The 20,161-nt window shown below is 70.6% G+C and carries 22 protein-coding genes and 5 tRNA genes; 8 read left to right on the top strand and 19 right to left on the bottom strand.

The genetic code is table 11. From position 1 onward, the window contains the following. The first annotated feature begins 42 nt into the window (after nucleotides 1–42). Nucleotides 43–228 carry a 50S ribosomal protein L28 gene (gene rpmB, locus ABD350_RS18240; protein WP_003993230.1) on the top strand — a complete coding sequence of 62 codons (186 nt, stop codon included), beginning with the start codon at nucleotides 43–45 and terminating at the stop codon, nucleotides 226–228. Between the two features lie 93 nt (nucleotides 229–321). Here rpmB and thiD read toward each other — a convergent pair whose 3' ends face one another. Together thiD and ABD350_RS18230 are read right to left on the bottom strand one after the other, a co-directional pair. After that, on the bottom strand, nucleotides 322–1,107 hold the full coding sequence (gene thiD, locus ABD350_RS18235; protein WP_344349204.1) for a bifunctional hydroxymethylpyrimidine kinase/phosphomethylpyrimidine kinase: 786 nt from the start codon (nucleotides 1,105–1,107) through the stop codon (nucleotides 322–324). After that, a complete protein-coding gene (locus ABD350_RS18230; RefSeq protein ID WP_344349203.1) occupies nucleotides 1,104–2,069 on the bottom strand; it encodes a thiamine-phosphate kinase in 966 nt (321 codons plus the stop codon). Before ABD350_RS18230 ends, thiD begins: the two co-directional genes overlap by 4 nt. Nucleotides 2,070–2,338: 269 nt before the next feature. Here ABD350_RS18230 and ABD350_RS18225 point away from each other — a divergent pair, with 269 nt between their 5' ends. Next, nucleotides 2,339–2,572 (top strand): Lrp/AsnC family transcriptional regulator, encoded by a 234-nt coding sequence (locus tag ABD350_RS18225; protein WP_030612688.1) that lies wholly within the window; start codon nucleotides 2,339–2,341, stop codon nucleotides 2,570–2,572. A gap of 20 nt (nucleotides 2,573–2,592) precedes the next feature. Continuing rightward, entirely contained in the window at nucleotides 2,593–3,114 is a 522-nt protein-coding gene (locus ABD350_RS18220; protein WP_344349202.1) for a DUF3515 domain-containing protein, read from the top strand. A 13-nt stretch (nucleotides 3,115–3,127) separates the two neighbouring features. On the opposite strand, the gene ABD350_RS18215 is transcribed toward ABD350_RS18220, so the two are convergent. The 3 genes from ABD350_RS18215 to ABD350_RS18205 all read right to left on the bottom strand — a co-directional run bounded on the left by ABD350_RS18215 (nucleotide 3,128) and on the right by ABD350_RS18205 (nucleotide 6,193). Further along, nucleotides 3,128–4,285 (bottom strand): D-alanine--D-alanine ligase family protein, encoded by a 1,158-nt coding sequence (locus tag ABD350_RS18215; protein WP_344349201.1) that lies wholly within the window; start codon nucleotides 4,283–4,285, stop codon nucleotides 3,128–3,130. Between the two features lie 124 nt (nucleotides 4,286–4,409). Further along, nucleotides 4,410–5,420: an NAD(P)H-dependent glycerol-3-phosphate dehydrogenase gene (locus ABD350_RS18210; protein ID WP_344349200.1), complete on the bottom strand. Its 1,011-nt coding sequence runs from the start codon at nucleotides 5,418–5,420 to the stop codon at nucleotides 4,410–4,412. Then, entirely contained in the window at nucleotides 5,417–6,193 is a 777-nt protein-coding gene (locus ABD350_RS18205; protein ID WP_344349199.1) for a lysophospholipid acyltransferase family protein, read from the bottom strand. The genes ABD350_RS18210 and ABD350_RS18205 overlap by 4 nt, the downstream gene beginning before the upstream one ends. A 198-nt stretch (nucleotides 6,194–6,391) precedes the next feature. Between ABD350_RS18205 and cofC the strand changes: the two genes are divergently transcribed. Next, nucleotides 6,392–7,030 (top strand): 2-phospho-L-lactate guanylyltransferase, encoded by a 639-nt coding sequence (cofC, locus tag ABD350_RS18200; protein WP_344349197.1) that lies wholly within the window; start codon nucleotides 6,392–6,394, stop codon nucleotides 7,028–7,030. Between the two features lie 40 nt (nucleotides 7,031–7,070). Next, entirely contained in the window at nucleotides 7,071–7,274 is a 204-nt protein-coding gene (locus ABD350_RS18195) for a hypothetical protein (protein ID WP_030785223.1), read from the top strand. A 71-nt stretch (nucleotides 7,275–7,345) separates the two neighbouring features. Here ABD350_RS18195 and ABD350_RS18190 read toward each other — a convergent pair whose 3' ends face one another. From ABD350_RS18190 to leuC, 4 genes are all read right to left on the bottom strand, one after another. Further along, nucleotides 7,346–7,996 carry an HU family DNA-binding protein gene (locus ABD350_RS18190; protein ID WP_344349196.1) on the bottom strand — a complete coding sequence of 217 codons (651 nt, stop codon included), beginning with the start codon at nucleotides 7,994–7,996 and terminating at the stop codon, nucleotides 7,346–7,348. A 137-nt stretch (nucleotides 7,997–8,133) separates the two neighbouring features. After that, nucleotides 8,134–8,364 carry an SCO5555 family protein gene (locus tag ABD350_RS18185; protein WP_030785228.1) on the bottom strand — a complete coding sequence of 77 codons (231 nt, stop codon included), beginning with the start codon at nucleotides 8,362–8,364 and terminating at the stop codon, nucleotides 8,134–8,136. A gap of 275 nt (nucleotides 8,365–8,639) precedes the next feature. Continuing rightward, nucleotides 8,640–9,233, bottom strand: coding sequence for a 3-isopropylmalate dehydratase small subunit (gene leuD, locus ABD350_RS18180; protein ID WP_344349195.1), 594 nt, complete (start codon nucleotides 9,231–9,233; stop codon nucleotides 8,640–8,642). A 5-nt stretch (nucleotides 9,234–9,238) separates the two neighbouring features. After that, complete coding sequence (leuC, locus tag ABD350_RS18175) at nucleotides 9,239–10,663, bottom strand: 3-isopropylmalate dehydratase large subunit (RefSeq protein WP_344349194.1); 1,425 nt, start codon at nucleotides 10,661–10,663, stop codon at nucleotides 9,239–9,241. A 207-nt stretch (nucleotides 10,664–10,870) separates the two neighbouring features. On the opposite strand from leuC, the gene ndgR reads away from it, so the two are divergent. Beyond that, entirely contained in the window at nucleotides 10,871–11,587 is a 717-nt protein-coding gene (ndgR, locus tag ABD350_RS18170) for an IclR family transcriptional regulator NdgR (protein WP_023546516.1), read from the top strand. A 118-nt stretch (nucleotides 11,588–11,705) separates the two neighbouring features. Here the strand turns inward: ndgR and ABD350_RS18165 are convergent, their stop codons facing one another. Beyond that, nucleotides 11,706–12,203 carry a DUF4188 domain-containing protein gene (locus tag ABD350_RS18165; RefSeq protein WP_344349193.1) on the bottom strand — a complete coding sequence of 166 codons (498 nt, stop codon included), beginning with the start codon at nucleotides 12,201–12,203 and terminating at the stop codon, nucleotides 11,706–11,708. Between the two features lie 80 nt (nucleotides 12,204–12,283). On the opposite strand from ABD350_RS18165, the gene ABD350_RS18160 reads away from it, so the two are divergent. Continuing rightward, nucleotides 12,284–12,928, top strand: a complete 645-nt coding sequence (locus tag ABD350_RS18160; RefSeq protein ID WP_344349192.1) for a MerR family transcriptional regulator — start codon at nucleotides 12,284–12,286, stop codon at nucleotides 12,926–12,928. Nucleotides 12,929–13,022: 94 nt separating this feature from the next. Here ABD350_RS18160 and ABD350_RS18155 read toward each other — a convergent pair. From ABD350_RS18155 to ABD350_RS18115, 9 genes are all read right to left on the bottom strand, one after another. Further along, nucleotides 13,023–13,095 (bottom strand) — tRNA-Glu (locus tag ABD350_RS18155). A 43-nt stretch (nucleotides 13,096–13,138) separates the two neighbouring features. After that, nucleotides 13,139–13,210 (bottom strand) — tRNA-Gln (locus ABD350_RS18150). Nucleotides 13,211–13,231: 21 nt separating this feature from the next. After that, nucleotides 13,232–13,304: transfer RNA gene (locus ABD350_RS18145), tRNA-Glu, on the bottom strand. A 29-nt stretch (nucleotides 13,305–13,333) separates the two neighbouring features. Further along, a tRNA-Glu gene (locus ABD350_RS18140) sits at nucleotides 13,334–13,406 on the bottom strand. 21 nt (nucleotides 13,407–13,427) lie between these two features. Next, nucleotides 13,428–13,499, bottom strand: a tRNA-Gln gene (locus tag ABD350_RS18135). 92 nt (nucleotides 13,500–13,591) lie between these two features. Next, entirely contained in the window at nucleotides 13,592–14,323 is a 732-nt protein-coding gene (locus tag ABD350_RS18130) for an HAD family hydrolase (protein WP_344349191.1), read from the bottom strand. A 146-nt stretch (nucleotides 14,324–14,469) separates the two neighbouring features. Further along, a complete protein-coding gene (gltX, locus tag ABD350_RS18125) occupies nucleotides 14,470–15,993 on the bottom strand; it encodes a glutamate--tRNA ligase (protein WP_344349190.1) in 1,524 nt (507 codons plus the stop codon). After that, complete coding sequence (locus ABD350_RS18120; RefSeq protein ID WP_344349188.1) at nucleotides 15,986–16,771, bottom strand: fumarylacetoacetate hydrolase family protein; 786 nt, start codon at nucleotides 16,769–16,771, stop codon at nucleotides 15,986–15,988. The genes gltX and ABD350_RS18120 overlap by 8 nt, the downstream gene beginning before the upstream one ends. Before the next feature lie 321 nt (nucleotides 16,772–17,092). Next, a complete protein-coding gene (locus ABD350_RS18115; protein WP_189997648.1) occupies nucleotides 17,093–17,287 on the bottom strand; it encodes a hypothetical protein in 195 nt (64 codons plus the stop codon). 572 nt (nucleotides 17,288–17,859) lie between these two features. Between ABD350_RS18115 and ABD350_RS18110 the strand changes: the two genes are divergently transcribed. Beyond that, on the top strand, nucleotides 17,860–20,161 hold a 2,302-nt coding region (locus ABD350_RS18110), incomplete at its 3' end, for a sensor histidine kinase (protein WP_344349187.1).

Genomic DNA, 20,161 nt, shown 5'->3' with positions numbered 1-20,161 from the left:
CGGGATTAACCGTAAGTGCATCTGAAGTCTTTGGAGTGACCCGTGGCTGCCAACTGCGACGTCTGCGGCAAGGGGCCGGGCTTCGGCAACAACATCTCGCACTCGCACCGCCGTACGTCCCGCCGCTGGAACCCGAACATCCAGCGTGTGCGTACCGTGGTCGGCGGGACGCCGAAGCGCGTGAACGCTTGCACCTCGTGCATCAAGGCCGGCAAGGTCTCGCGCTGACGCTCAGCTGAGCGCGCGGCCACTGTCTGGTTCGCTGCACAGAGCCGGTCCACCGAGAGGTGGACCGGCTTTTTGCCGTGCCCGTGCGCGGGATCAGTTCCTGAACCGCCACCCGTGATCCACCGGTCCGATCCCGGCGCCCAGGGCGAACCCGGCGGCGATGGCCCCGGTGACGTACTCCTTGGCCGCCGTGACCGCCTCCGGTACGGACTTGCCCAGGGCCAGCCCGCAGGCGATCGCGGAGGCGAGGGTGCAGCCGGTGCCGTGGGTGTGCCGGTTGTCGTGCCGGGGGGCGCGCAGCAGGTGCTCCTCGGAGCCGTCGGTGAGCAGGTCCACGGCGTCCCCGGGCAGGTGCCCGCCCTTGATCAGCACCCAGCGCGGCCCGTAGGCCAGCACGGCCGCCGCGGCCCGGCGCAGGTCCGCCTCGGACTCCACCCGTATCCCCGTGAGCTGGGCCACCTCGTCCAGGTTGGGGGTGGCCACGGTCGCCGCGGGCAGCAGCTTGGTGCGGACGGCGTCCAGCGCGGAGGCGGCCAGCAGCGCGTCACCGTGCTTGGAGACGCCCACCGGGTCCACCACGGCCGGCGCGTCCGTGCCGGAGATCAAGCCGGCGACCGTCTCGACCAGTTCGGCGGAGGCCAGCATGCCGGTCTTCACGGCCTGGACGCCGATGTCGTCCACGACGCTGCGGTACTGGGCGCGGACCGCCGCCGCGGGCAGTTCCCAGGCGCCCTGGACGCCCAGGGAGTTCTGCGCGGTCACCGCGGTGAGCACGCTCATGCCGTGCACGCCGTGCGCCAGCATCGTCTTCAGGTCGGCCTGGATCCCCGCCCCGCCGCCGGAGTCGGAGCCCGCCACCGTGAGCACCCTGGGGATCATGACTCGATGTCCCCGAAGTGGTCCCAGCCGCCCTTGCTGGTCCAGGGCGCCCCGTCCACCGTGACCTGGGGCAGCGCGGAGGGGTTGAGGACCTCGCCGATGACCTTCCAGCGGGCCGGGAGTTTGACGTCCGGCGGGAAGGTGGCCACGATCGCGTGGTCCTCTCCCCCGGACAGCACCCACTGCAGCGGGTCCACGCCGACGGCCTGGCCGATGTCGTGCATCTGCGTGGGGATGTCGATCGCGCCGGAACGGATGTCGATGCGGACCTTGCTGGCCTCGGCGATGTGCCCGAGGTCGGCGATCAGCCCGTCGCTCACGTCGCACATCGCGGTGGCGCCGAGCGCGGCGGCGGCCGGGCCCGCGTGGTACGGCGGCTCGGGGCGCCGGTGGGCCTCCACGAAGGCGCGCGGCGAACGGAAGCCGCGGACGAGCACCGCGTACCCGGCCGCGGACCAGCCCAGCCAGCCGGTGACGGCCACGAGGTCGCCGGGCTGGGCGCCGGCCCGGGTGACGGGCTCGTGGTTGCGCAGATCGCCGAGCGCGGTGATCGACACCATGATGGTGTCGCCGCGTACGACGTCCCCGCCGACCACGGAGGCGCCGGCGACCTGGCACTCGTCGCGCAGGCCGTCCATCAGTTCGGTGGGCCAGGTGACCGGCAGTTCGGCGGGCACGACCAGGCCGAGCAGCAGCGCGGTGGGCACGGCGCCCATCGCGGCGATGTCGGCGAGGTTCTGCGCGGCGGCCTTGCGGCCCACGTCGTAGGCGGTGGACCAGTCGCGGCGGAAGTGCCGGCCCTCCAGCAGGATGTCGGTGCTCGCCACCACCCGGCGGTCCGGCGCGGCGACCACCGCGGCGTCGTCGCCGGGGCCGACCCGGACCGCCGCAGTGGTGGTGAGACGGGAGGTGAGCTCCCTGATGAGCCCGAACTCCCCGAGCTCACCAACAGTGCCCTTCATGTCCCTTGCTCCCCTTCTCTCCCGTGCCGTGCCCGGTCGCGCGTCTTCAGTGTCCCCGATACGGTCGAGGTGTCCGTCGTCGCGGTCGCCCCGGCCGCCGACGCGGCCGTTGGTGACCGTCCGTACGGTCCAGGTGACCGTCAACGTCCGCCGTGCCCGCGCCCTGCCGCGCGAACCCGCATCCCGGAGGTCTCCCCGCGGGGCGCGGCGACGCGATACCGTGGCGTTCCTTTTCCCCACATGATCCTCGTGGCCGCCCTGGAGGTTCCGTGGTACAGGCGTACATCCTGATCCAGACGGAGGTCGGCAAGGCGTCGACCGTCGCCGAGACGATCAGCAAGCTCCCTGGAGTGATCCAGGCCGAGGACGTGACGGGTCCGTACGACGTGATCGTGCGCGCCCAGGCCGACACGGTCGACGAGCTCGGCCGCATGGTGGTAGCGAAGGTCCAGCAGGTGGACGGCATCACGCGCACCCTGACCTGCCCGGTCGTCCATCTGTAGCCCCCGTCTACGCTTGGCCGGTGAACATCTTCCGTCACCGGCCTCTCGGCCTGCCCGCAGTGGCCCTGCTCCTCGCGGTCGCGGGCTGCTCCGCCGCGGACGACAGCGACACCGTGGCGGTGCCCACCCCGGACGCGCGGACCGCCCCGCTCTGCCGGGACCTGGACAAGGCTCTGCCACGGAAGGTGGACGGGCTCACCCGCCGGGACCCGGAGCCCCGGTCCGCCTATACGGCGGCCTGGGGAAGCCCGGCGATCATACTGCGCTGCGGCATCCCCCGGCCCCCCAAGATGGTCGATCCGAAGGTGGCCGTCGGGCAGGACCCGAACGCGATCGGCGGCGGGGTCGACGGCGTCGACTGGCTGATGGAGAAGCGGGACGACGGGACGTGGCGGTTCACCACGTCCGAGCGCCGTGCCTATGTGCAGGTGACCTTGCCGGAGAAGCTGTCCGGGCCGGACGACAGCGCGCAGGTGCTGATGGACCTGGCACCGGCCGTGAAGAAGGCGATCCCGGAGGGGATCGCCTCCATGCGGCACTGATCCGGTCGCGGGCTCAGCGCAGTCCGGTCGGGCGGCGCAGTGCCGCCTGCACCAGACGGTCGACCAGTTCGGGGTAGCCCACGCCCGTCGCCTGCCACATCTGCGGGTACATCGAGATCGGCGTGAAGCCGGGCATGGTGTTGATCTCGTTGATCACGAACTCGCCGTCCTCGGTGAGGAAGAAGTCCGCGCGGACCAGGCCCTCGCAGGAGGTCGCCTCGAACGCCTCGACCGCGAGCCGCCGCACCTCGGCGGTCTGCCCCTCGGTGAGCGGGGCCGGGACGACGCCGGGGGTGGAGTCGATGTACTTGGCCTCGAAGTCGTAGTACGCGTGCGCGTCCGGCGGCGGGATCTCGGCCGGGACGGAGGCGCGCGGGCCGTCCTCGAACTCCAGGACGCCGCACTCGATCTCGCGGCCCCGCAGGGCGGCCTCGACCAGGATCTTCGGGTCGTGGCGCCGGGCTTCGGCGATGGCCTCGTCCAGTCCGGCGAGACCGTCGACCTTGGTGATGCCGATGGACGAGCCCGCGCGCGCGGGCTTCACGAACAGCGGCCAGCCGTGCTCGCCGGCGAAGTCGACGATCCTCTTGCGGACGGCGGACTCGTCACGGTCCCACTCGCGGGGGCGGATCACCAGGTACGGGCCGACCTTGAGCCCGTAGGAGGCGAGGATCCGCTTCATGTACTCCTTGTCCTGGCCGACGGCCGAGGCGAGCACGCCCGAGCCGACGTAGGGCACCCCGGACAACTCCAGCAGGCCCTGGAGGGTGCCGTCCTCGCCGTAGGGGCCGTGGAGCACCGGGAAGACCACGTCGACCTCGCCGAGCGCCTTGGGCACGGAGCCGGGCTCGCTGTAGACGACCTCACGGCTGGTGGGGTCGACGGGGAGCACCACGCCGCCCTCGTGCTCCTCCGCGAGATCGGCGACCTCGGGGGTGCGACGGTCGGCGATGGCCATCCGCTCCGGCTCGTCGGCGGTGAGCACCCAACGGCCCTCCCGCGTGATGCCGATCGGCAGGACGTCGTACTTCGTCCGGTCGATGGCCGTGAGGACCGCGCCTGCGGTGACCATGGAGATCCCGTGTTCGGAGCTGCGCCCGCCGAACACGACGGCCACGCGCGGCTTGCGCGCCGGCTGCTCGGGGCTCTGGGGAAGGTTCTCGGTGCTCATATCGCGTTGAGCGTACCTGTAGGTAGACGGCAAGTCAGCGCGCGCTCCCGGGCCGTCGCTCAGCGTCGCACGGATGGTCGCGGAGCGTCGCGGACGGCCCGGTGGGGGGCCTGCGGGGCCGGTGTCAGCGCCGTTCGGGCTTGGCGCTGCGCGCCATCAGCTCCTTGAGCGCGGCGACCGGGGACTTGCCCTCGTGCACGATCTCCACGACCGTCTCGGTGATGGGCATGTCGACGCCGTGCCGGCGGGCCAGATCCAGCACGGACTCGCAGGACTTGACGCCCTCGGCGGTCTGCTTCGTGACCGCGATGGTCTCCTGGAGGGTCATGCCCTTGCCGAGGTTGGTGCCGAAGGTGTGGTTGCGGGACAGCGGCGAGGAGCAGGTGGCCACCAGGTCGCCCAGGCCCGCCAGTCCGGAGAAGGTCAGCGGGTCGGCGCCCATCGCCAGGCCGAGCCGGGTGGTCTCGGCGAGGCCGCGGGTGATGAGCGAGCCCTTGGCGTTGTCGCCGAGCCCCATGCCGTCGGCGATGCCGACCGCGAGCCCGATGACGTTCTTGACCGCGCCGGCGAGTTCGCAGCCGACCACGTCGGTGTTGGTGTACGGCCGGAAGTACGGCGTGTGGCAGGCGGCCTGGAGCCGCTGGGCGACCCGCTCGTCGGTGCAGGCGACGACGGCCAGGGCGGGCATGCGGGCGGCGATCTCGCGGGCCAGGTTGGGTCCGGTGACGACGGCGATCCGGTCGGCGCCGACCTTGGCGACGTCCTCGACGACCTCGCTCATCCGCATGGTGGAGCCGAGTTCGACGCCCTTCATCAGGGAGACGAGGACGGTGTCCGGGGCCAGCAGCGGGGACCACTCGGCGAGGTTCTCGCGCAGGGTCTGGGAGGGGATCGCGAGCACGGTGAAGTCCGCGCCGGCGAGCGCCTCGGCCGCGTCGGCGGTGGCGCGCAGGTTCTCGGGGAGTTCCACGCCGGGCAGGTAGTCGGGGTTGGTCCGGGTGGAGTTGACCGCCTCGGCCAGCCGGGGCCGGCGGGCCCACAGGGTCACGTCGCAGCCGGCGTCGGCGAGCACCATGCCGAAGGCGGTGCCCCACGAACCGGTGCCCATCACGGCCGCCCGCACAGGCTCGCTCACTTGGTCTGCCCTTCCGTCTGCCTGTTCCGCGCCTGTGCCTGCGCCTGGGTGCGGCGCCGCTGCTCGATCCGCTCACGGCGCGGGTCGTACGGCGTCTCGGGCGCCTTCTCGCCGCGGATCTCCTCCAGCAGCCGGGTGATGGCCGCCATGATGACCTCGGTGGCCTCCTTCAGCACGTCCGGGGTCATCTCCTTGCCGTAGAAACGGGAGAGGTCCACCGGCGGGCCCGCCAGGACGCGGTGCGTCTTGCGCGGGAAGAGGTTCGGCTTCTTGGCGTACGGGGGCAGCAGTTCGTTGGCGCCCCACTGGGCGACCGGGACGACCGGGCACCTGGTCTGCAGGGCGACCCGGGCGGCGCCGGTCTTGCCGGTCATGGGCCAGCCGTCCGGGTCGCGGGTGAGGGTGCCCTCGGGGTAGAAGGCGACGCACTCGCCGCGCTCGACGGCGTCGATGGCGGCCCGGAACGCACTGAGCGCGTCGGTCGATTCGCGATAGACGGGGATCTGTCCGGTACCGCGCATGGCGGCGCCGACCAATCCCTTCTTGAAAAGGCCGCTCTTCGCCAGGAATCGCGGGACCCGTCCGGTGTTGTACTGATAGTGCGCGTATGCGAAGGGGTCCACGTGGGAATTGTGGTTCACCACGGTGATAAATCCGCCCTCGGCCGGAATGTGCTCCATTCCACGCCAGTCCCGCTTGATCAGAACCACCAGCGGCGGTTTGCAGATCACCGCGGCGAAGCGGTACCAGAAGCCGATTCTGCGGCGGGGCACAAGGACACCTTCCTCTAGGACTGCCACCCCGGCGGGGGCCGCACAAGTGTGGCCCCGGGCCGCCGGTCTGTCGAGAACACCGTACGCCCGCCCGTCTCCCGCCCCCACCCTTGCAACGAGCTCCGCGCCCCTCCCCCATCCCCCGGGCACCTCGGAGCGCGGGGACAATGAACGGGACGAGAGAGGGACGGTACGCCGGTGCAGTGGACCTTGGTCATCCCGCTGAAGCCCCTGGCCCGGGCCAAGAGCAGGCTCGCGGACACCGCCCATGACGGGGTGCGCCCGACGCTGGCGCTGGCGTTCGCGCAGGACACGGTGGCCGCGGCGCTGGCCTGCGCGGAGGTGTCGGATGTGGCGGTCGTCACGGACGACGAGCTGGCCGGCCGGGAACTGGCGGCGCTCGGCGCGCGGATCGTCCCGGACGTGGCCGGCGGCGGCCTGAACGCCGCGCTGGCCCATGGCGCGGCGGTCGTGCGGCACCATCGCCCCGGCGCCGCGGTCGCGACTCTGAACGCCGATCTGCCGGCCCTTCGCCCCGCGGAACTGTCCCGGGTGCTGGCCGCGGCCACGGAATTCCCCCGGGCTTTTCTGCCGGACGCGGCCGAGGTGGGCACGACTTTGCTGGCGGCAACCGGCGGCCGGGAATTGCGCCCGGCGTTCGGGGTGGATTCCCGGGCACGCCACCGGGCCTCCGGCGCGACGGAACTGGCGTCGGCCGGGGTCGATTCGGTACGGCAGGACGTGGACACCGGCGCCGACCTGCGCGCGGCACTGGCCCTCGGGGTGGGCCCATTCACGGCGGCGGTGTCGGCGGGGCTGCTGATCCCGGGTTCCTGAGGGCCTACGGCGCGCGGCCGCAGCCACTACGCTGACGGTCATGCAAGCGACCGCGTACACCTACGACCCGGAGACCCGCAGCGGCCAGGTGCTCCTGGACGACGGCACCCCCGTGCCCTTCGACGCCGCCGCGTTCGACGCCGGCGGCCTGCTGCTGCTCCGCCCCGGTCAGCGGGTGCGGATCGAGACGGAGGGCGAGGGGGACGCGGCCCGGATCACCCTCGTCACCCTGCAGACCCTGTAACCGCCCCCGCACACGCCGCGGGCCGGGCTCCCCTGGGGAGTCCGGCCCGGCGCGTGAGTGCCCTGGCGGCCTTACGACGTCGCCTTGCGGGCGGTCGTCTTCTTGGCGGTGGTCTTGCGGGCCGTCGACTTCTTGGCCGGGGCCTTCTTCGCGGTGACCTTCTTCGCCGGGGCCTTCTTGGCGGTGGTCTTCTTGGCCGCGGTGGTCTTGGCGGTCGCCGTGGTCTTCTTGGCGGGCGCCTTCTTCGCCGTGGTCTTCTTCGCGGTGGCGGCCGTCGTCGTCTTCTTCGCCGGCGTCGCCTTCTTCGCCGTGGTCTTCTTCGCCGCACCCGTCGTCTTCTTGGCGGCGGCCTTCTTGCCGGCGGCCTTGGCGATGGTGGGCGGCGGGCCGGACAGGCTGCCCTTCGGCGCCTTCTTGACGGCCACCTCGCCACCACGCGGGAGCTTCTTCGAGCCGCTCACCAGGTCCTTGAAGCCCTGACCGGCGCGGAAGCGCGGCACGGAGGTCTTCTTGACCCGAACCCGCTCACCGGTCTGCGGGTTACGGGCGTAACGGGCGGGGCGGTCCACCTTCTCGAAGGACCCGAAGCCGGTGACCGAGACCCGCTCGCCCGCGACGACCGCGCGGACGATGGCGTCCAGGACATGATCGACAGCATCGGCGGCCTGCTGGCGGCCGCCCAACTTGTCGGCAATCGCTTCTACGAGCTGCGCCTTGTTCACGTCTTCCCCTTCGGAGACATCGCCAGAACGAAAGTGTTCAAGCTTTTTCGCACGTTAGGCAGATATATACCGCAAATCAAACACGAAACGGGCTTATCACCCTTGTGCCGCAACGGACTCGGTCGTTTCGAACGGTTTCACCGGTCCTCTTCGGGGATCCGACCCGCGTCGAGATCCGCCGTGAACCGATCGAGCCGCCTTGCCGCGTCGGCGAGGTCGTGCTTGGCCGCGGCCGTAATGACCAGCAGCTTCCGGGTCAGCGCCACCCGTACGCCCTCCGGGACTTGCAGTGCGCGCACCCTTGCGTGCGCTTCCTTGAGTTGGTTCGCGACCGCCGTATAGAGCTGGAGTTGGCCGTCGTGTTCCATGCACAGATTGTGCCATCTGGGGCGAGTTGTCGCCTGCGCAGGGGGGCAACTAGCGCCTCAAATGGCTTTCCAGGCACTTGCGTGGAAGCCGAACACAGCACTCACGTACCCAGCCAACCGCCTTCGTAACACGGGAAGTTGAGAGAATCCGCAGGGTGCCGCCGGTGCGTCCGGGGACAGACATGGCTGTACCCCCGATCGTGGCGATCGGGGGTACAGACGGGGTGCCGAGGTGGCCGAAACCCGACCCTGAGGGGGCCCGGTCCGCCGCCGGATCAGACCGGGAGGGTCCGCGGCTTGTAGGCGGGGCGCCCCGCCTCGTAGGCGGCGATGTCGGCCTCGTTCCGCAGCGTGATGGAGATGTCGTCCAGGCCGTTCAGCAGCCGCCAGCGGGAGTTCTCGTCCAGCTCGAAAGAGGCGGTGATGCCCGCGGCGCGCACCTCACGCGTCTGAAGGTCCACCGTGACCTCCGCGGTCGGGTCGGCCTCCGTCAGCTCCCACAGGGCGTCCACGGTCTTCTGGTCCAGGACCACCGTGAGCAGGCCGTTCTTCAGCGAGTTGCCGCGGAAGATGTCGGCGAAGCGGGCGGAGATCACGGCTTTGAAGCCGTAGTTCTGCAGTGCCCAGACGGCGTGCTCGCGCGAGGAGCCGGTGCCGAAGTCGGGGCCGGCGACCAGGACCGTGGCGCCCTGCCGCTCGGGCCGGTTGAGCACGAACTCCGGGTCCTTGCGCCAGGCCTCGAACAGCCCGTCCTCGAAGCCGTCGCGGGTGACCTTCTTGAGCCAGTGGGCGGGGATGATCTGGTCGGTGTCGACGTTGCTGCGGCGCAGCGGGACGGCCCGGCCGGTGTGGGTGGTGAAGGCTTCCATGGTTCTCAGACTCCAGCGGGCGCGGGGACGTCGGTCAGGTCGGCCGGGGAGGCCAGGTGGCCCAGCACGGCGGTGGCCGCCGCGACCTGCGGCGACACCAGGTGCGTACGGCCGCCCTTGCCCTGCCGGCCCTCGAAGTTGCGGTTGGAGGTGGAGGCGGAGCGCTCGCCCGGGGCCAGCTGGTCGGGGTTCATGCCGAGGCACATCGAGCAGCCCGCGTGCCGCCATTCGGCGCCGGCCTCCTTGAAGACCACGTCCAGGCCCTCGGCGACGGCCTGGAGACCGACCCGCGCGGAGCCGGGGACGACCAGCATCCGTACGCCGTCGGCGACTTTGCGGCCGCGCAGGATGCCGGCGGCGGCCCGCAGGTCCTCGATGCGGCCGTTGGTGCACGAGCCTACGAAGACGGTGTCCACGGTGATGGAGCGCAGCGGCTGTCCGGCCGCCAACCCCATGTATTCCAGGGCCTTTTCGGCGGCCAGGCGCTCCGAAGCGTCTTCGTACGAAGCCGGGTCGGGGACGGACGCCGAAAGCGGCGCGCCCTGGCCGGGGTTGGTGCCCCAGGTGACGAACGGCGACAGCTCGGCGGCGTCGACGACCACCTCGGCGTCGAAGACGGCGTCGTCGTCGGTGCGCAGGGTCTTCCAGTACGCCACGGCCGCGTCCCAGTCGGCGCCCTCGGGGGCGTGCGGGCGGCCCTTGAGGTACTCGAAGGTGGTCTCGTCCGGGGCGATCATGCCGGCCCGGGCACCGGCCTCGATCGACATGTTGCAGATGGTCATCCGGGCCTCCATCGAGAGCTTCTCGATGGCGGGGCCGCGGTACTCCAGGACGTAGCCCTGGCCGCCGCCGGTGCCGATCTTCGCGATGATCGCCAGGATCAGGTCCTTGGCGGTCACGCCGTCGGGCAGCTCGCCCTCGACGGTGATGGCCATGGTCTTCGGGCGGGCCATGGGCAGCGTCTGGGTGGCCAGTACGTGCTCGACCTGCGAGGTGCCGATGCCGAACGCCAGCGCGCCGAAGGCACCGTGCGTGGAGGTGTGCGAGTCGCCGCAGACGACCGTGGTGCCGGGCTGGGTCAGACCCAGCTGCGGGCCGACGACGTGGACGACGCCCTGCTCGACGTCGCCCAGCGGGTGCAGCCGCACACCGAACTCCGCGCAGTTCTTGCGCAGGGTCTCCAGCTGGGCGCGGGAGACCGGGTCGGCGATCGGCTTGTCGATGTCGAGGGTGGGGGTGTTGTGGTCCTCGGTCGCGATGGTGAGGTCGAGGCGGCGGACCTTCCGGCCGCTCTTGCGCAGGCCGTCGAAGGCCTGGGGGCTGGTCACCTCGTGCAGCAGGTGCAGATCGATGTAGAGGAGGTCGGGCTCGCCCTCGGCGCGCCGGACGACGTGGTCGTCCCAGACCTTCTCCGCGAGTGTCCTACCCATCGCTTTCCCTCCGGCCGGCAAGCGTCCACCGACCCAACTAGAGATCTTGAGGAGCGGTGGCTGCCCTTTCCGGGGCCCCTGAACGTCGTGATTCCGGGCGTCCACCGCCAGGCCCGTTGGTCCTCGGGCCGCCGTGTGGTTCCAGGGTGGCGCTTTCCACGGAAAATTGAACTTGCGTTTCACAGAGTGAGACGTGAGTATCGTTGCATGGACAACAGTAGCGGCGTCGGCGTTCTGGACAAGGCGGCCCTCGTCCTGAGCGCCCTGGAGTCCGGTCCGGCCACCCTCGCGGGTCTGGTCGGGGCCACCGGACTGGCACGACCCACGGCCCACCGCCTGGCCGTGGCCCTGGAACACCACCGCATGGTGGCACGCGACATGCAGGGCCGGTTCATCCTCGGACCGCGCCTCGCCGAGCTCGCGGCGGCGGCGGGCGAGGACCGCCTGCTGGCCACGGCGGGCCCCGTGCTCACCCACCTCCGCGATGTCACCGGCGAGAGCGCGCAGCTCTACCGGCGCCAGGGTGACATGCGGATCTGTGTGGCCGCGGCGGAACGTCTCTCCGGCCTGCGGGACACCGTCCCGGTCGGCTCCACGCTCACCATGAAGGCGGGCTCCTCGGCGCAGATCCTGCTCGCCTGGGAGGAGCCGGAGCGGCTGCACCGGGGACTGCAGGGCGCCCGCTTCACGGCGACGGCCCTGTCCGGCGTACGGCGGCGCGGCTGGGCCCAGTCCATCGGCGAGCGCGAGCCGGGCGTCGCGTCCGTCTCGGCGCCCGTACGCGGGCCCTCCAACCGCGTGGTGGCCGCCGTCTCCGTCTCCGGTCCCATCGAGCGCCTGACCCGCCACCCGGGCCGTATGCACGCCCAGGCGGTCATCGACGCGGCGGCCCGCCTCTCGGAGGCCCTGCGCCGCTCGGGCTGACAGCGGGAGACAGTCCGCCCCGCCCCGGGTTCGGGCCGCCTCAACGCCGCGGCAGGCCCTTCCCGGGGGCGGGGCGGAGTCTTCGCCTCCAGGGGTGCGGCATTCCGCCCCCCGACGGCTAGGCGCCCGCCCCCTCCCCCGACCGGTAGGCGAACCGGTCCTTGGCGTAGCGGCCCCGCTTCTCCAGCGGAACCTGGCCGTGCGCGGCGGCCAGCCCGAACGCCGGCATGTCGCCGTAGACCGCCTCGTAGGATCCTTCCGGCACGACGTACGACTCGTGCCATATCCCCACCTGCCCGCGCAGCTTCCCGGCCCGCTCCAGGCGGTTGAGCCGCGCCCACGCCTTGTGGTGGAACGCGTCCGGCGCCGTCGCGTAGGCGTACAGCTTCTCCTTCGACTCCCAGTACTGCACGACGTAGTACGTCCGCGGCGACGCCGTCAGCAGGACCTTGCCCAGCAGGCCCCGGCCGGGATCCCGCTCCAGTTCCCGCAGCATGCGGAACATTCCCAGCAGCACGGGCAGCCACAGCCGCACGGCCGGGAAACGGTTGATGCGCATGCCGATCAGCAGGACGACGACCTCGCCCCGCGCGTCGGCGGTGGTACGGGACACCATGACGTTCCCCTTGTCGGTGAGCGACGCTATCCAATAGCCGATGATTGGATAGTGCTCCTATCCGAGAGAGGACGCAAGGGATGCGGCTTGCCGAGCTGAGCAGACGCAGCGGTGTGTCCACCGCGACGATCAAGTACTACCTCCGCGAAGGGCTGTTGCCGTCCGGCCGCCAGATCAACGCCACGACGGCCGAGTACGACGAGGAGCACCTGCGCCGGCTGCGCCTGGTGCGGGCGATGATCCAAGTGGGCCGGCTGCCGGTGTCGACCGTGCGCGAGGTGCTGGGGCACGTGGACGACGACTCCCTGGGCCGCTCCCTGCGGCTGGGCGCGGCCCTGTGGGCGCTGCCGCAGGTGCCGGAGCCGGACGAGGACGACGAGTACGTCCGGGCCGCGCACCAGGAGATCGCCGCGCTCCTGGACCGGCTCGGCTGGCGGAACGCCAAGCTGCTCGCGTCCCTCTCCCCCGCGTACCGCTCGCTGGTGGTCGGGGTGGCCGCGTTCCGCCGGCTCGGCTACGACTGGGGCGCCGAACGGCTCGCGCCGTACGCCGAGTTGATGCACCGCACGGCCGTCCTGGACCTGGACAACCTGGAGACGCAGCCGTCGGAGGCGGAGCGGGTGGAGTTCGCGGTCCTGGGGGCGATCCTCAACGAGCCGCTGCTCCAGGCGCTGCACCGGCTGGCCCAGGAGGAGGAGACGGCGCGGCGGTACGGCTTCGAGTGAGCCGAGGGCCAGAGATCCGGCAGGTCCGGCAGGTCCGGTGGGTCCGGAGATACGGCGAAGGCCCTCCACCGAGGTGGAGGGCCTTCCCTGTGCGTACCCCCGACCGGATTCGAACCGGCGCTACCGCCTTGAGAGGGCGGCGTGCTAGGCCGCTACACAACGGGGGCGTGGATCTTACAAGCGTTTAATGTACAACGCCGCAGATCCGAGCTGGTCTACCTGGACTCGAACCAAGACTAACTGAACCAGAATCAGTCGTGCTGCCAATTACACCATAGACCAATGATGGTTTAGACCAGTCAGTACCCCCGACCGGATTCGAACCGGCGCTACCGCCTTGAGAGGGCGGCGTGCTAGGCCGCTACACAACGGGGGCCCTAGCGATCCCGACAAGGTCGAGATCAGTACCCCCGACCGGATTCGAACCGGCGCTACTGCCTTGAGAGGGCAGCGTGCTAGGCCGCTACACAACGGGGGCTTTGCAGATAAGCTCTGCGAGCTGGCCTACCTGGACTCGAACCAAGACTAACTGAACCAGAATCAGTCGTGCTGCCAATTACACCATAGGCCACTGGAACTCAAGCCCCTGCGGGGGGATCTCGTTCTAGCTTGCTCCTCGGGGCTTCGGCCTTTCGGCCCGCGCCCCTCGGCGCAGAAAGAACATTACCCGAAGGTGGACGGGGCTCCAAAACGGGTATCGGCGCGGACCAGCGCGGGCAGTTCGGCGAGGGTCGAGATCCGGTGCGCGACGGGCTCTCCGGCGGGCCGTACGAGGACGGTCCCGCGGTCGATCCACACGGACAGCAGCCCGGCCTCGGCGGCGCCCCGGCCGTCGATCTCCGGGTGGTCGCCGACGTAGGCCACCTCGTGCGGGGGCAACCCCAGTGCCTCGCAGGCCGCGAGGAAGGCGCCGGCCTCCGGCTTGGAGACGCCCAGCTCGACGGCGCACAGCACGGATTCGAAGCGGTCGAGGAGGCCGAGGGTGCGCAGCTTGTGCTCCTGGACCGTGAGGCTGGAGTTGGAGAGCACCGCGTGCCGGTGACTGGCCGCGAGGGCGTCCAGGGCGGGCAGGACGTCCGGGAACAGGCTCCAGGCGGCCTCGTAGTGGGCCAGATAGCGCGCGAACCAGGCGTCGGCCTCGTCGTCGGTCAGGTCCCGGCCCAGGAAGACCCGGGTGCGGTCGCGGCGCTGTGTGACGAAGTCCACCTCCCCGGCGGAGAACCGGAGCCACTGGGCGTCGGTGATCTCCCGCCAGCGCGACAGGGCCCGCTCCACCTCGCCGTACGCGGCGAGCAGCCCCTCGGCCAGCAGATGGGCCCGCATGCCCTCCCGGTCCGCGCTCGTGTAGTCGAAGAGGGTGTCGTCCACGTCCCAGACGACGGCTCTGATCGTCATGCGACCGACGGTACCGCCGGACCGCGCACCGTTCCGGGAAACGCGGTAGATCCGAGGGGTCACCAGGTGCTGACGCACGGTGGCGCACACGCGTGAGGGGCGGCGCCCGGAGTTCCGGGTGCCGCCCCTCGGGCGTGTGGGCCGGTTTACGCGGTCAGCTTGGCCAGGGCCGCGTCGATCCTGGCCAGGGTCTTCTCCTTGCCCAGGATCTCCAGGGACTCGAACAGCGGCAGGCCGACGGTGCGGCCGGTGACGGCCACCCGGACCGGGGCCTGGGCCTTGCCGAGCTTGAGACCGTGCGCCTCGCCGGCGGCCAGGACGGCCTCCTTCAGCGCCTCGGCCGAGGTCCAGTCGGCCGCCTCCAGCTTCTCCCGGGCGGTGCGCAGCAGGGCGTCGGAGCCCTCCTTCATCGCCTTGGTCCAGCTCGCCTCGTCGAAGACCGGCTCCGGCAGGAACAGGAAGTCGACGTTGTCGGTGATCTCCGACAGGACCTTCAGGCGGGTCTGGGCGTGCGGGGCGATCGCCTGCCACTTGACCTCGTCGAAGTCCTCCGGCGCCCACGGCGCGAACGGGGCCCTCAGCCACGGCCGGCAGCGCTCGGTGAACTCCTTCACCTCCAGCATGCGGATGTGGTCGCCGTTGATCGCCTCGCACTTCTTCAGGTCGAAGCGGGCCGGGTTGGGGTTCACATCGGAGATGTCGAAGGCCCGGACCATCTCCTCGATCGTGAAGATGTCCTGGTCCGCGGAGAGCGACCAGCCCAGCAGGGAGAGGTAGTTGAGCAGGCCCTCGGGCAGGAAGCCCTGCTCGCGGTAGAGGTTCAGCGACGACTGCGGGTCGCGCTTGGACAGCTTCTTGTTGCCCTCGCCCATCACGTACGGCAGGTGGCCGAACCGCGGGACCTCCTTGGCGATGCCCAGCTCGATCAGCGCCTTGTACAGGGCGATCTGGCGCGGGGTGGAGGAGAGCAGGTCCTCGCCGCGCAGCACGTGGGTGATCTCCATCAGCGCGTCGTCGACCGGGTTCACCAGCGTGTACAGCGGGGCGCCGTTCGCCCGGACGATGCCGTAGTCGGGCACGTTCTCCGGGGTGAAGGTCAGCTCGCCGCGGACCAGGTCGGTGAAGGTGATCGTCTCGTCCGGCATCCGGAAGCGGACGATGGGCTCACGGCCCTGCGCCCGGTACTGCTCGACCTGCTCATCGCTCAGGTCCCGGCAGTGGCCGTCGTAGCCGGAGGGCCGGCCGGCGGCGCGGGCGGCCTCGCGGCGGGTGTCCAGCTCCTCCTGGGAGCAGTAGCAGTGGTAGGCGTAGCCGCCGTCCAGGAGCTTGCGGGCGACGTCCTGGTAGATGTCCATCCGCTGCGACTGGCGGTACGGCGCGTGCGGGCCGCCGACCTCGGGGCCCTCGTCCCAGTCGAAGCCGAGCCAGCGCATCGCGTCGAGGAGCTGGTTGTAGGACTCCTCGGAGTCACGGGCCGCGTCGGTGTCCTCGATGCGGAAGACCAGGGTGCCCTCGTGGTGCCGGGCGAAAGCCCAGTTGAACAGGGCGGTGCGCACCAGGCCCACGTGCGGGTTACCGGTGGGCGAGGGGCAGAAACGGACACGGACTGCTGAGGGGGGTCCCCCCTGCTCGAGCGGAGCCGAGAGCTTGGGGGCGGATGCGCTAGCCACGCTTGACAACCTTGTTGGTGAGAGTGCCGATGCCTTCGATGGTGACGGCGACCTCGTCGCCGACGTTCAGGGGGCCGACCCCCGCGGGGGTTCCGGTGAGGATGACGTCGCCGGGGAGCAGCGTCATGGCCTCCGAGATGTTGACGATCAGATCCTCGATCGGGTGGATCATCTCGCTCGTGCGCCCGAGCTGGCGCTGCTCGCCGTTGACGGTGAGCTGGATGGTCAGGTCGTTCGCGCGGGCGAGGTCCAGGTCCGTCTCCACCCAGGGGCCGAGCGGGCAGGAGCTGTCGAAGCCCTTGGCCCGGGCCCACTGCTTCTCGCGCCTCTGCACATCACGGGCGGTGACGTCGATGGCGCAGGTGTAGCCGAGGATGACGTCCTTCACCCGGTCGCGCGGGACCTCGCGGCACATGCGGCCGATGACGACGGCCAGCTCGGCCTCGTGGTGCAGCTCCTGGGAGAACGACGGGTACCGGATCTCGTCGCCGGGGCCGATCACCGAGGTGGACGGCTTGAAGAAGGCGAACGGCGCCTCGGGTACCTCGTTGCCCAGCTCGCGCGCGTGCTCGGAGTAGTTGCGGCCGAAGGCCACGACCTTGTTGGGCAGCACCGGCGGGAGCAGCCTGACTTTGCCGAGCGGCACCTTCGTCCCGGACAGCTCGAAGTCCGCGAACGGGATGCCCTTGATGATGTCGAGGACGAGTTCGTCCTGCTTGTCGCCCTCGACCGCGCCGAAGGCTACGTTCCCGTCGATGGAGAACCTGGCGATGCGCACGGGATGCTCGCGCCCCTCACTGAGAACCGGCGTATTGACGCCCCAGGTTATCGGAGCTATAGGAAGCACACCGCTGCTGGGGGTATCCCCGCAGGTCAGAGGCGGGTCACCGGGGTTTGGGCGGCCGTGGCGGAGCCGGGCCGGGACCCGTCTCGGCCGGAGCCGGGCCGGACGCCCGCGCGTACGGACGCCTGCGTACAGAGGCCTGCGTACAGACGCCTGCGCACATACGAGCGGACGCCTGCGCACACCTGTGTACATACGAGCGCGGCCGGAGGGATCGTCGTGGATCCCTCCGGCCGCGCCCGGTGAAGCCGTCCGTCACTCGCCGGCCGGGGCCCCCGAGCCCACCGGCACCTCCATGAGGACGGTGCGCCGGGGGTTGGCGGTCTGGGCGGGGAGGTCGACGGGGTGCTCCGGCAGCTCGGGCGTGTGCAGCTCGCCGGCGTCCTTCAGGTGCGCCAGGGTCGTGCGTCGCGGGTTGGCTATCTTGCGGAACATCATCGTCGTCTTCACCGTTGTCGTCCTGTGCCCTCTGGTGGAGTGGGTTGGCAGAGTCGCCCGTCCTGTAAAGCGTCAGGCTAAACATCCGATTCCCCGACGAAGTCGCCAACCGTCCCCGGGAAGTGTGTGAGTTTGCTCACCAACTCATGGGCAAACCGGTCAATTCCGGCCGTCAACCGGCCCTAACGAAACGGACATTGGGCACCTGAAGCGACCATTCCGCTCCTGATCATGGCGACTGGGACACCCGGCCACGACCGGCGACTCGCCGAAATATGCCCGTTATCGACCGAATATGACTCCACGGCTGGTAATCCACCACTCACAGGTTGTCACAGAGGTCACAGCTCACCCCGTCGCCCTTGTTGGAGATCCTGCACTGTGCTGGAATTCCACGGACCGCCGCGGGATCGAGCCGGCGCACAGGGGGCGCGACACAGCGCCGAGTGGCGGCGAGACAGGGGGAAGCCAGCGCCGGTCACTCAAGACCACCCGGGGGGCGTATTCAGGGCGCTCTCCACAACGCCGACACCGTGTCCCTCCGTTCACGCGGAGGGGCGCCTGGTCCAGAGGTTGCGACGCTAGTGCAGGGACGTTTCAAGAGGGATGGCAGCGCTTCGGCGGAGCCGGAGCCGCACGGCGGGGCCGACCGCGGTTCGACGCCCCAGCACGCCCAGAGCCCGGGCCCGGCCCCGGCGAAGGACGGCGGCGGACGCCCCGGCTCCCCCGCCCCGTCGGCCCCCGCGAAGACCGCTCCCTCCGGCGCCCCCACGCCGACCGTGAAGCCCGCCCCGGGCGGCTCCGTCAGCTCCGGTTCCCGGCTGCACCTGCGCAACTGGCGCATCTCCACCCGCCTGGTCTCGCTGCTCGCGCTCCCCGTGGTGGCGGCCACCTCGCTGGGCGCCCTGCGTATCAACGAGAACCTGAACGACATCCAGCAGCTCGACAACATGAAGCTGCTGACGGAGATGACCAAGCAGGCCACCGAGCTGGCCGCGGCGCTCCAGGAGGAGCGCGACCAGTCCGCCGGCCCGCTGGCGCACGGCGGTCTGAACGCGAACGACTACCAGATCAAGGCCTACCAGCAGAAGACCGACCGGGCCCGCGACGACTTCCTGGACGACTCCGAGAAGATCGACGCGGCGAGCAAGGACGGCAAGCTCCAGGGCGTGCGCGACGCGCTCGTCGGTCTCGCCAACCAGCTGGACGACCTCGCCAAGATCCGCCAGAAGGCGTACGACTCCGAGCGCAACGCCACCCAGACGGTGGAGTCGTACCACCGGCTCATCACCCAGCTGATCGGCCTGTCCCAGGACATGGCCGAGGCGTCCAGCAACCCGGAGATGATCTCCCGTACCCGCGCCCTGGCGGCCTTCTCCACCGCCAAGGAGTACGCCTCCGTACAGCGGGCCATGATCGCCGCCGCGCTGCCGGCCACCCCCGCCACCAAGGGCGACCTCTCCGAGAACGACCGCCTCTACGGCCAGTCGGCGTACGAGAGCGAGAACTCCGAGCTGGCGATCTTCCGGAAGATCTACGCCGATCAGAACGCCGAGGAGCTGCTGAAGCCGATCGACGAGGGCAACCCGACGATCGAGGCGGCCGACACCTACGCCAAGCGTTCCTTCGAGTCCCCCGACGGCCTCCAGCAACTGCCGGCGCGCTCCTACAAGGACTGGGTGGACGACAGCTCGACCAAGATCGAGCAGATGAAGAAGATCGAGCACACGCTCCTGGAGGAGATGGAGCAGAAGGCCCGCGAGCTGAAGAGCGCCACCCAGCGTGACGCCATCATCTCCGGTGCGCTGATCCTGCTCGTGCTCGGTGTCTCGCTGGTCGGCGCGTTCGTCGTGGCCCGCTCCATGATCCGCTCGCTGCGCCGGCTCCAGGAGACCGCGACCAAGGTCGCCCAGGACCGCCTGCCCGAGCTGGTCAAGCAGCTCTCCGAGTCCGACCCGCAGGACGTGGACACCTCCGTGGAGTCGGTCGGTGTGCACTCCCGGGACGAGATCGGCCAGGTGGCCGCGGCCTTCGACGACGTGCACCGCGAGGCGGTCCGCCTGGCCGCCGAGCAGGCCCTGCTGCGGGGCAACGTCAACGCGATGTTCACCAACCTCTCGCGCCGTTCCCAGGGTCTGATCCAGCGCCAGCTGTCGCTGATCTCCGAGCTGGAGTCCCGCGAGGCCGACCCGGACCAGCTGTCCTCGCTGTTCAAGCTGGACCACCTCGCCACCCGTATGCGCCGTAACGGCGAAAACCTCCTCGTGCTCGCCGGTGAGGAGCCGGGCCGTCGCTGGACCCGGCCGGTGCCGCTGGTCGACGTGCTGCGTGCCGCCGCGTCCGAGGTGGAGCAGTACGAGCGCATCGAGCTGGCCGCCGTCCCCACCACCCAGGTCGCCGGCCGGGTCGTCAACGACCTCGTGCACCTGCTCGCCGAGCTGCTGGAGAACGCGACCTCGTTCTCCTCCCCGCAGACCAAGGTCAAGGTGACCGGTCACGCGCTGCCCGACGGCCGCGTCCTGATCGAGATCCACGACACCGGTATCGGCCTGTCCCCCGAGGACCTGGCGGCGATCAACGAGCGGCTCGCCTCGCCGCCCACCGTGGACGTGTCGGTGTCCCGCCGCATGGGTCTGTTCGTGGTCGGCCGGCTCTCGCAGCGGCACGGCATCCGCATCCAGCTGCGTCCGTCCGACTCCGGTGGTACGACCGCGCTGGTCATGCTGCCGGTGGACGTCGCCCAGGGTGACAAGAAGCCGGTTCCGGGCAAGCCCGGCGGGCCCATGTCGACCGGTGGTCCGGCCGCCGCGCAGGCCGCCGCCGGTGCGGCCGCGGCCAGGCGGCAGACCGGCAACGGCGGTGGCGGCCCGGCCGCCGGCGGTCTGC

Source organism: Streptomyces nogalater (assembly GCF_039532885.1).
GTDB classification, from domain to species: Bacteria; Actinomycetota; Actinomycetes; order Streptomycetales; family Streptomycetaceae; genus Streptomyces; species Streptomyces nogalater.
This window is presented reverse-complemented; position numbering and strand designations above follow the sequence as displayed.

What these genes read in the sequence shown, in the direction of transcription:
- thiD (WP_344349204.1), bottom strand. Translation starts at nt 1,107, where the DNA reads ATGATCCCCAGGGTGCTCACGGTGGCGGGCTCCGACTCCGGCGGCGGG.
- ABD350_RS18215 (WP_344349201.1), bottom strand. Translation starts at nt 4,285, where the DNA reads ATGAGCACCGAGAACCTTCCCCAGAGCCCCGAGCAGCCGGCGCGCAAG.
- ABD350_RS18230 (WP_344349203.1), bottom strand. Translation starts at nt 2,069, where the DNA reads ATGAAGGGCACTGTTGGTGAGCTCGGGGAGTTCGGGCTCATCAGGGAG.
- ABD350_RS18185 (WP_030785228.1), bottom strand. Translation starts at nt 8,364, where the DNA reads ATGGAACACGACGGCCAACTCCAGCTCTATACGGCGGTCGCGAACCAA.
- leuD (WP_344349195.1), bottom strand. Translation starts at nt 9,233, where the DNA reads ATGGAAGCCTTCACCACCCACACCGGCCGGGCCGTCCCGCTGCGCCGC.
- ABD350_RS18160 (WP_344349192.1), top strand. Translation starts at nt 12,284, where the DNA reads ATGCGGCTTGCCGAGCTGAGCAGACGCAGCGGTGTGTCCACCGCGACG.
- ndgR (WP_023546516.1), top strand. Translation starts at nt 10,871, where the DNA reads ATGGACAACAGTAGCGGCGTCGGCGTTCTGGACAAGGCGGCCCTCGTC.
- ABD350_RS18130 (WP_344349191.1), bottom strand. Translation starts at nt 14,323, where the DNA reads ATGACGATCAGAGCCGTCGTCTGGGACGTGGACGACACCCTCTTCGAC.
- ABD350_RS18165 (WP_344349193.1), bottom strand. Translation starts at nt 12,203, where the DNA reads ATGGTGTCCCGTACCACCGCCGACGCGCGGGGCGAGGTCGTCGTCCTG.
- leuC (WP_344349194.1), bottom strand. Translation starts at nt 10,663, where the DNA reads ATGGGTAGGACACTCGCGGAGAAGGTCTGGGACGACCACGTCGTCCGG.
- ABD350_RS18195 (WP_030785223.1), top strand. Translation starts at nt 7,071, where the DNA reads ATGCAAGCGACCGCGTACACCTACGACCCGGAGACCCGCAGCGGCCAG.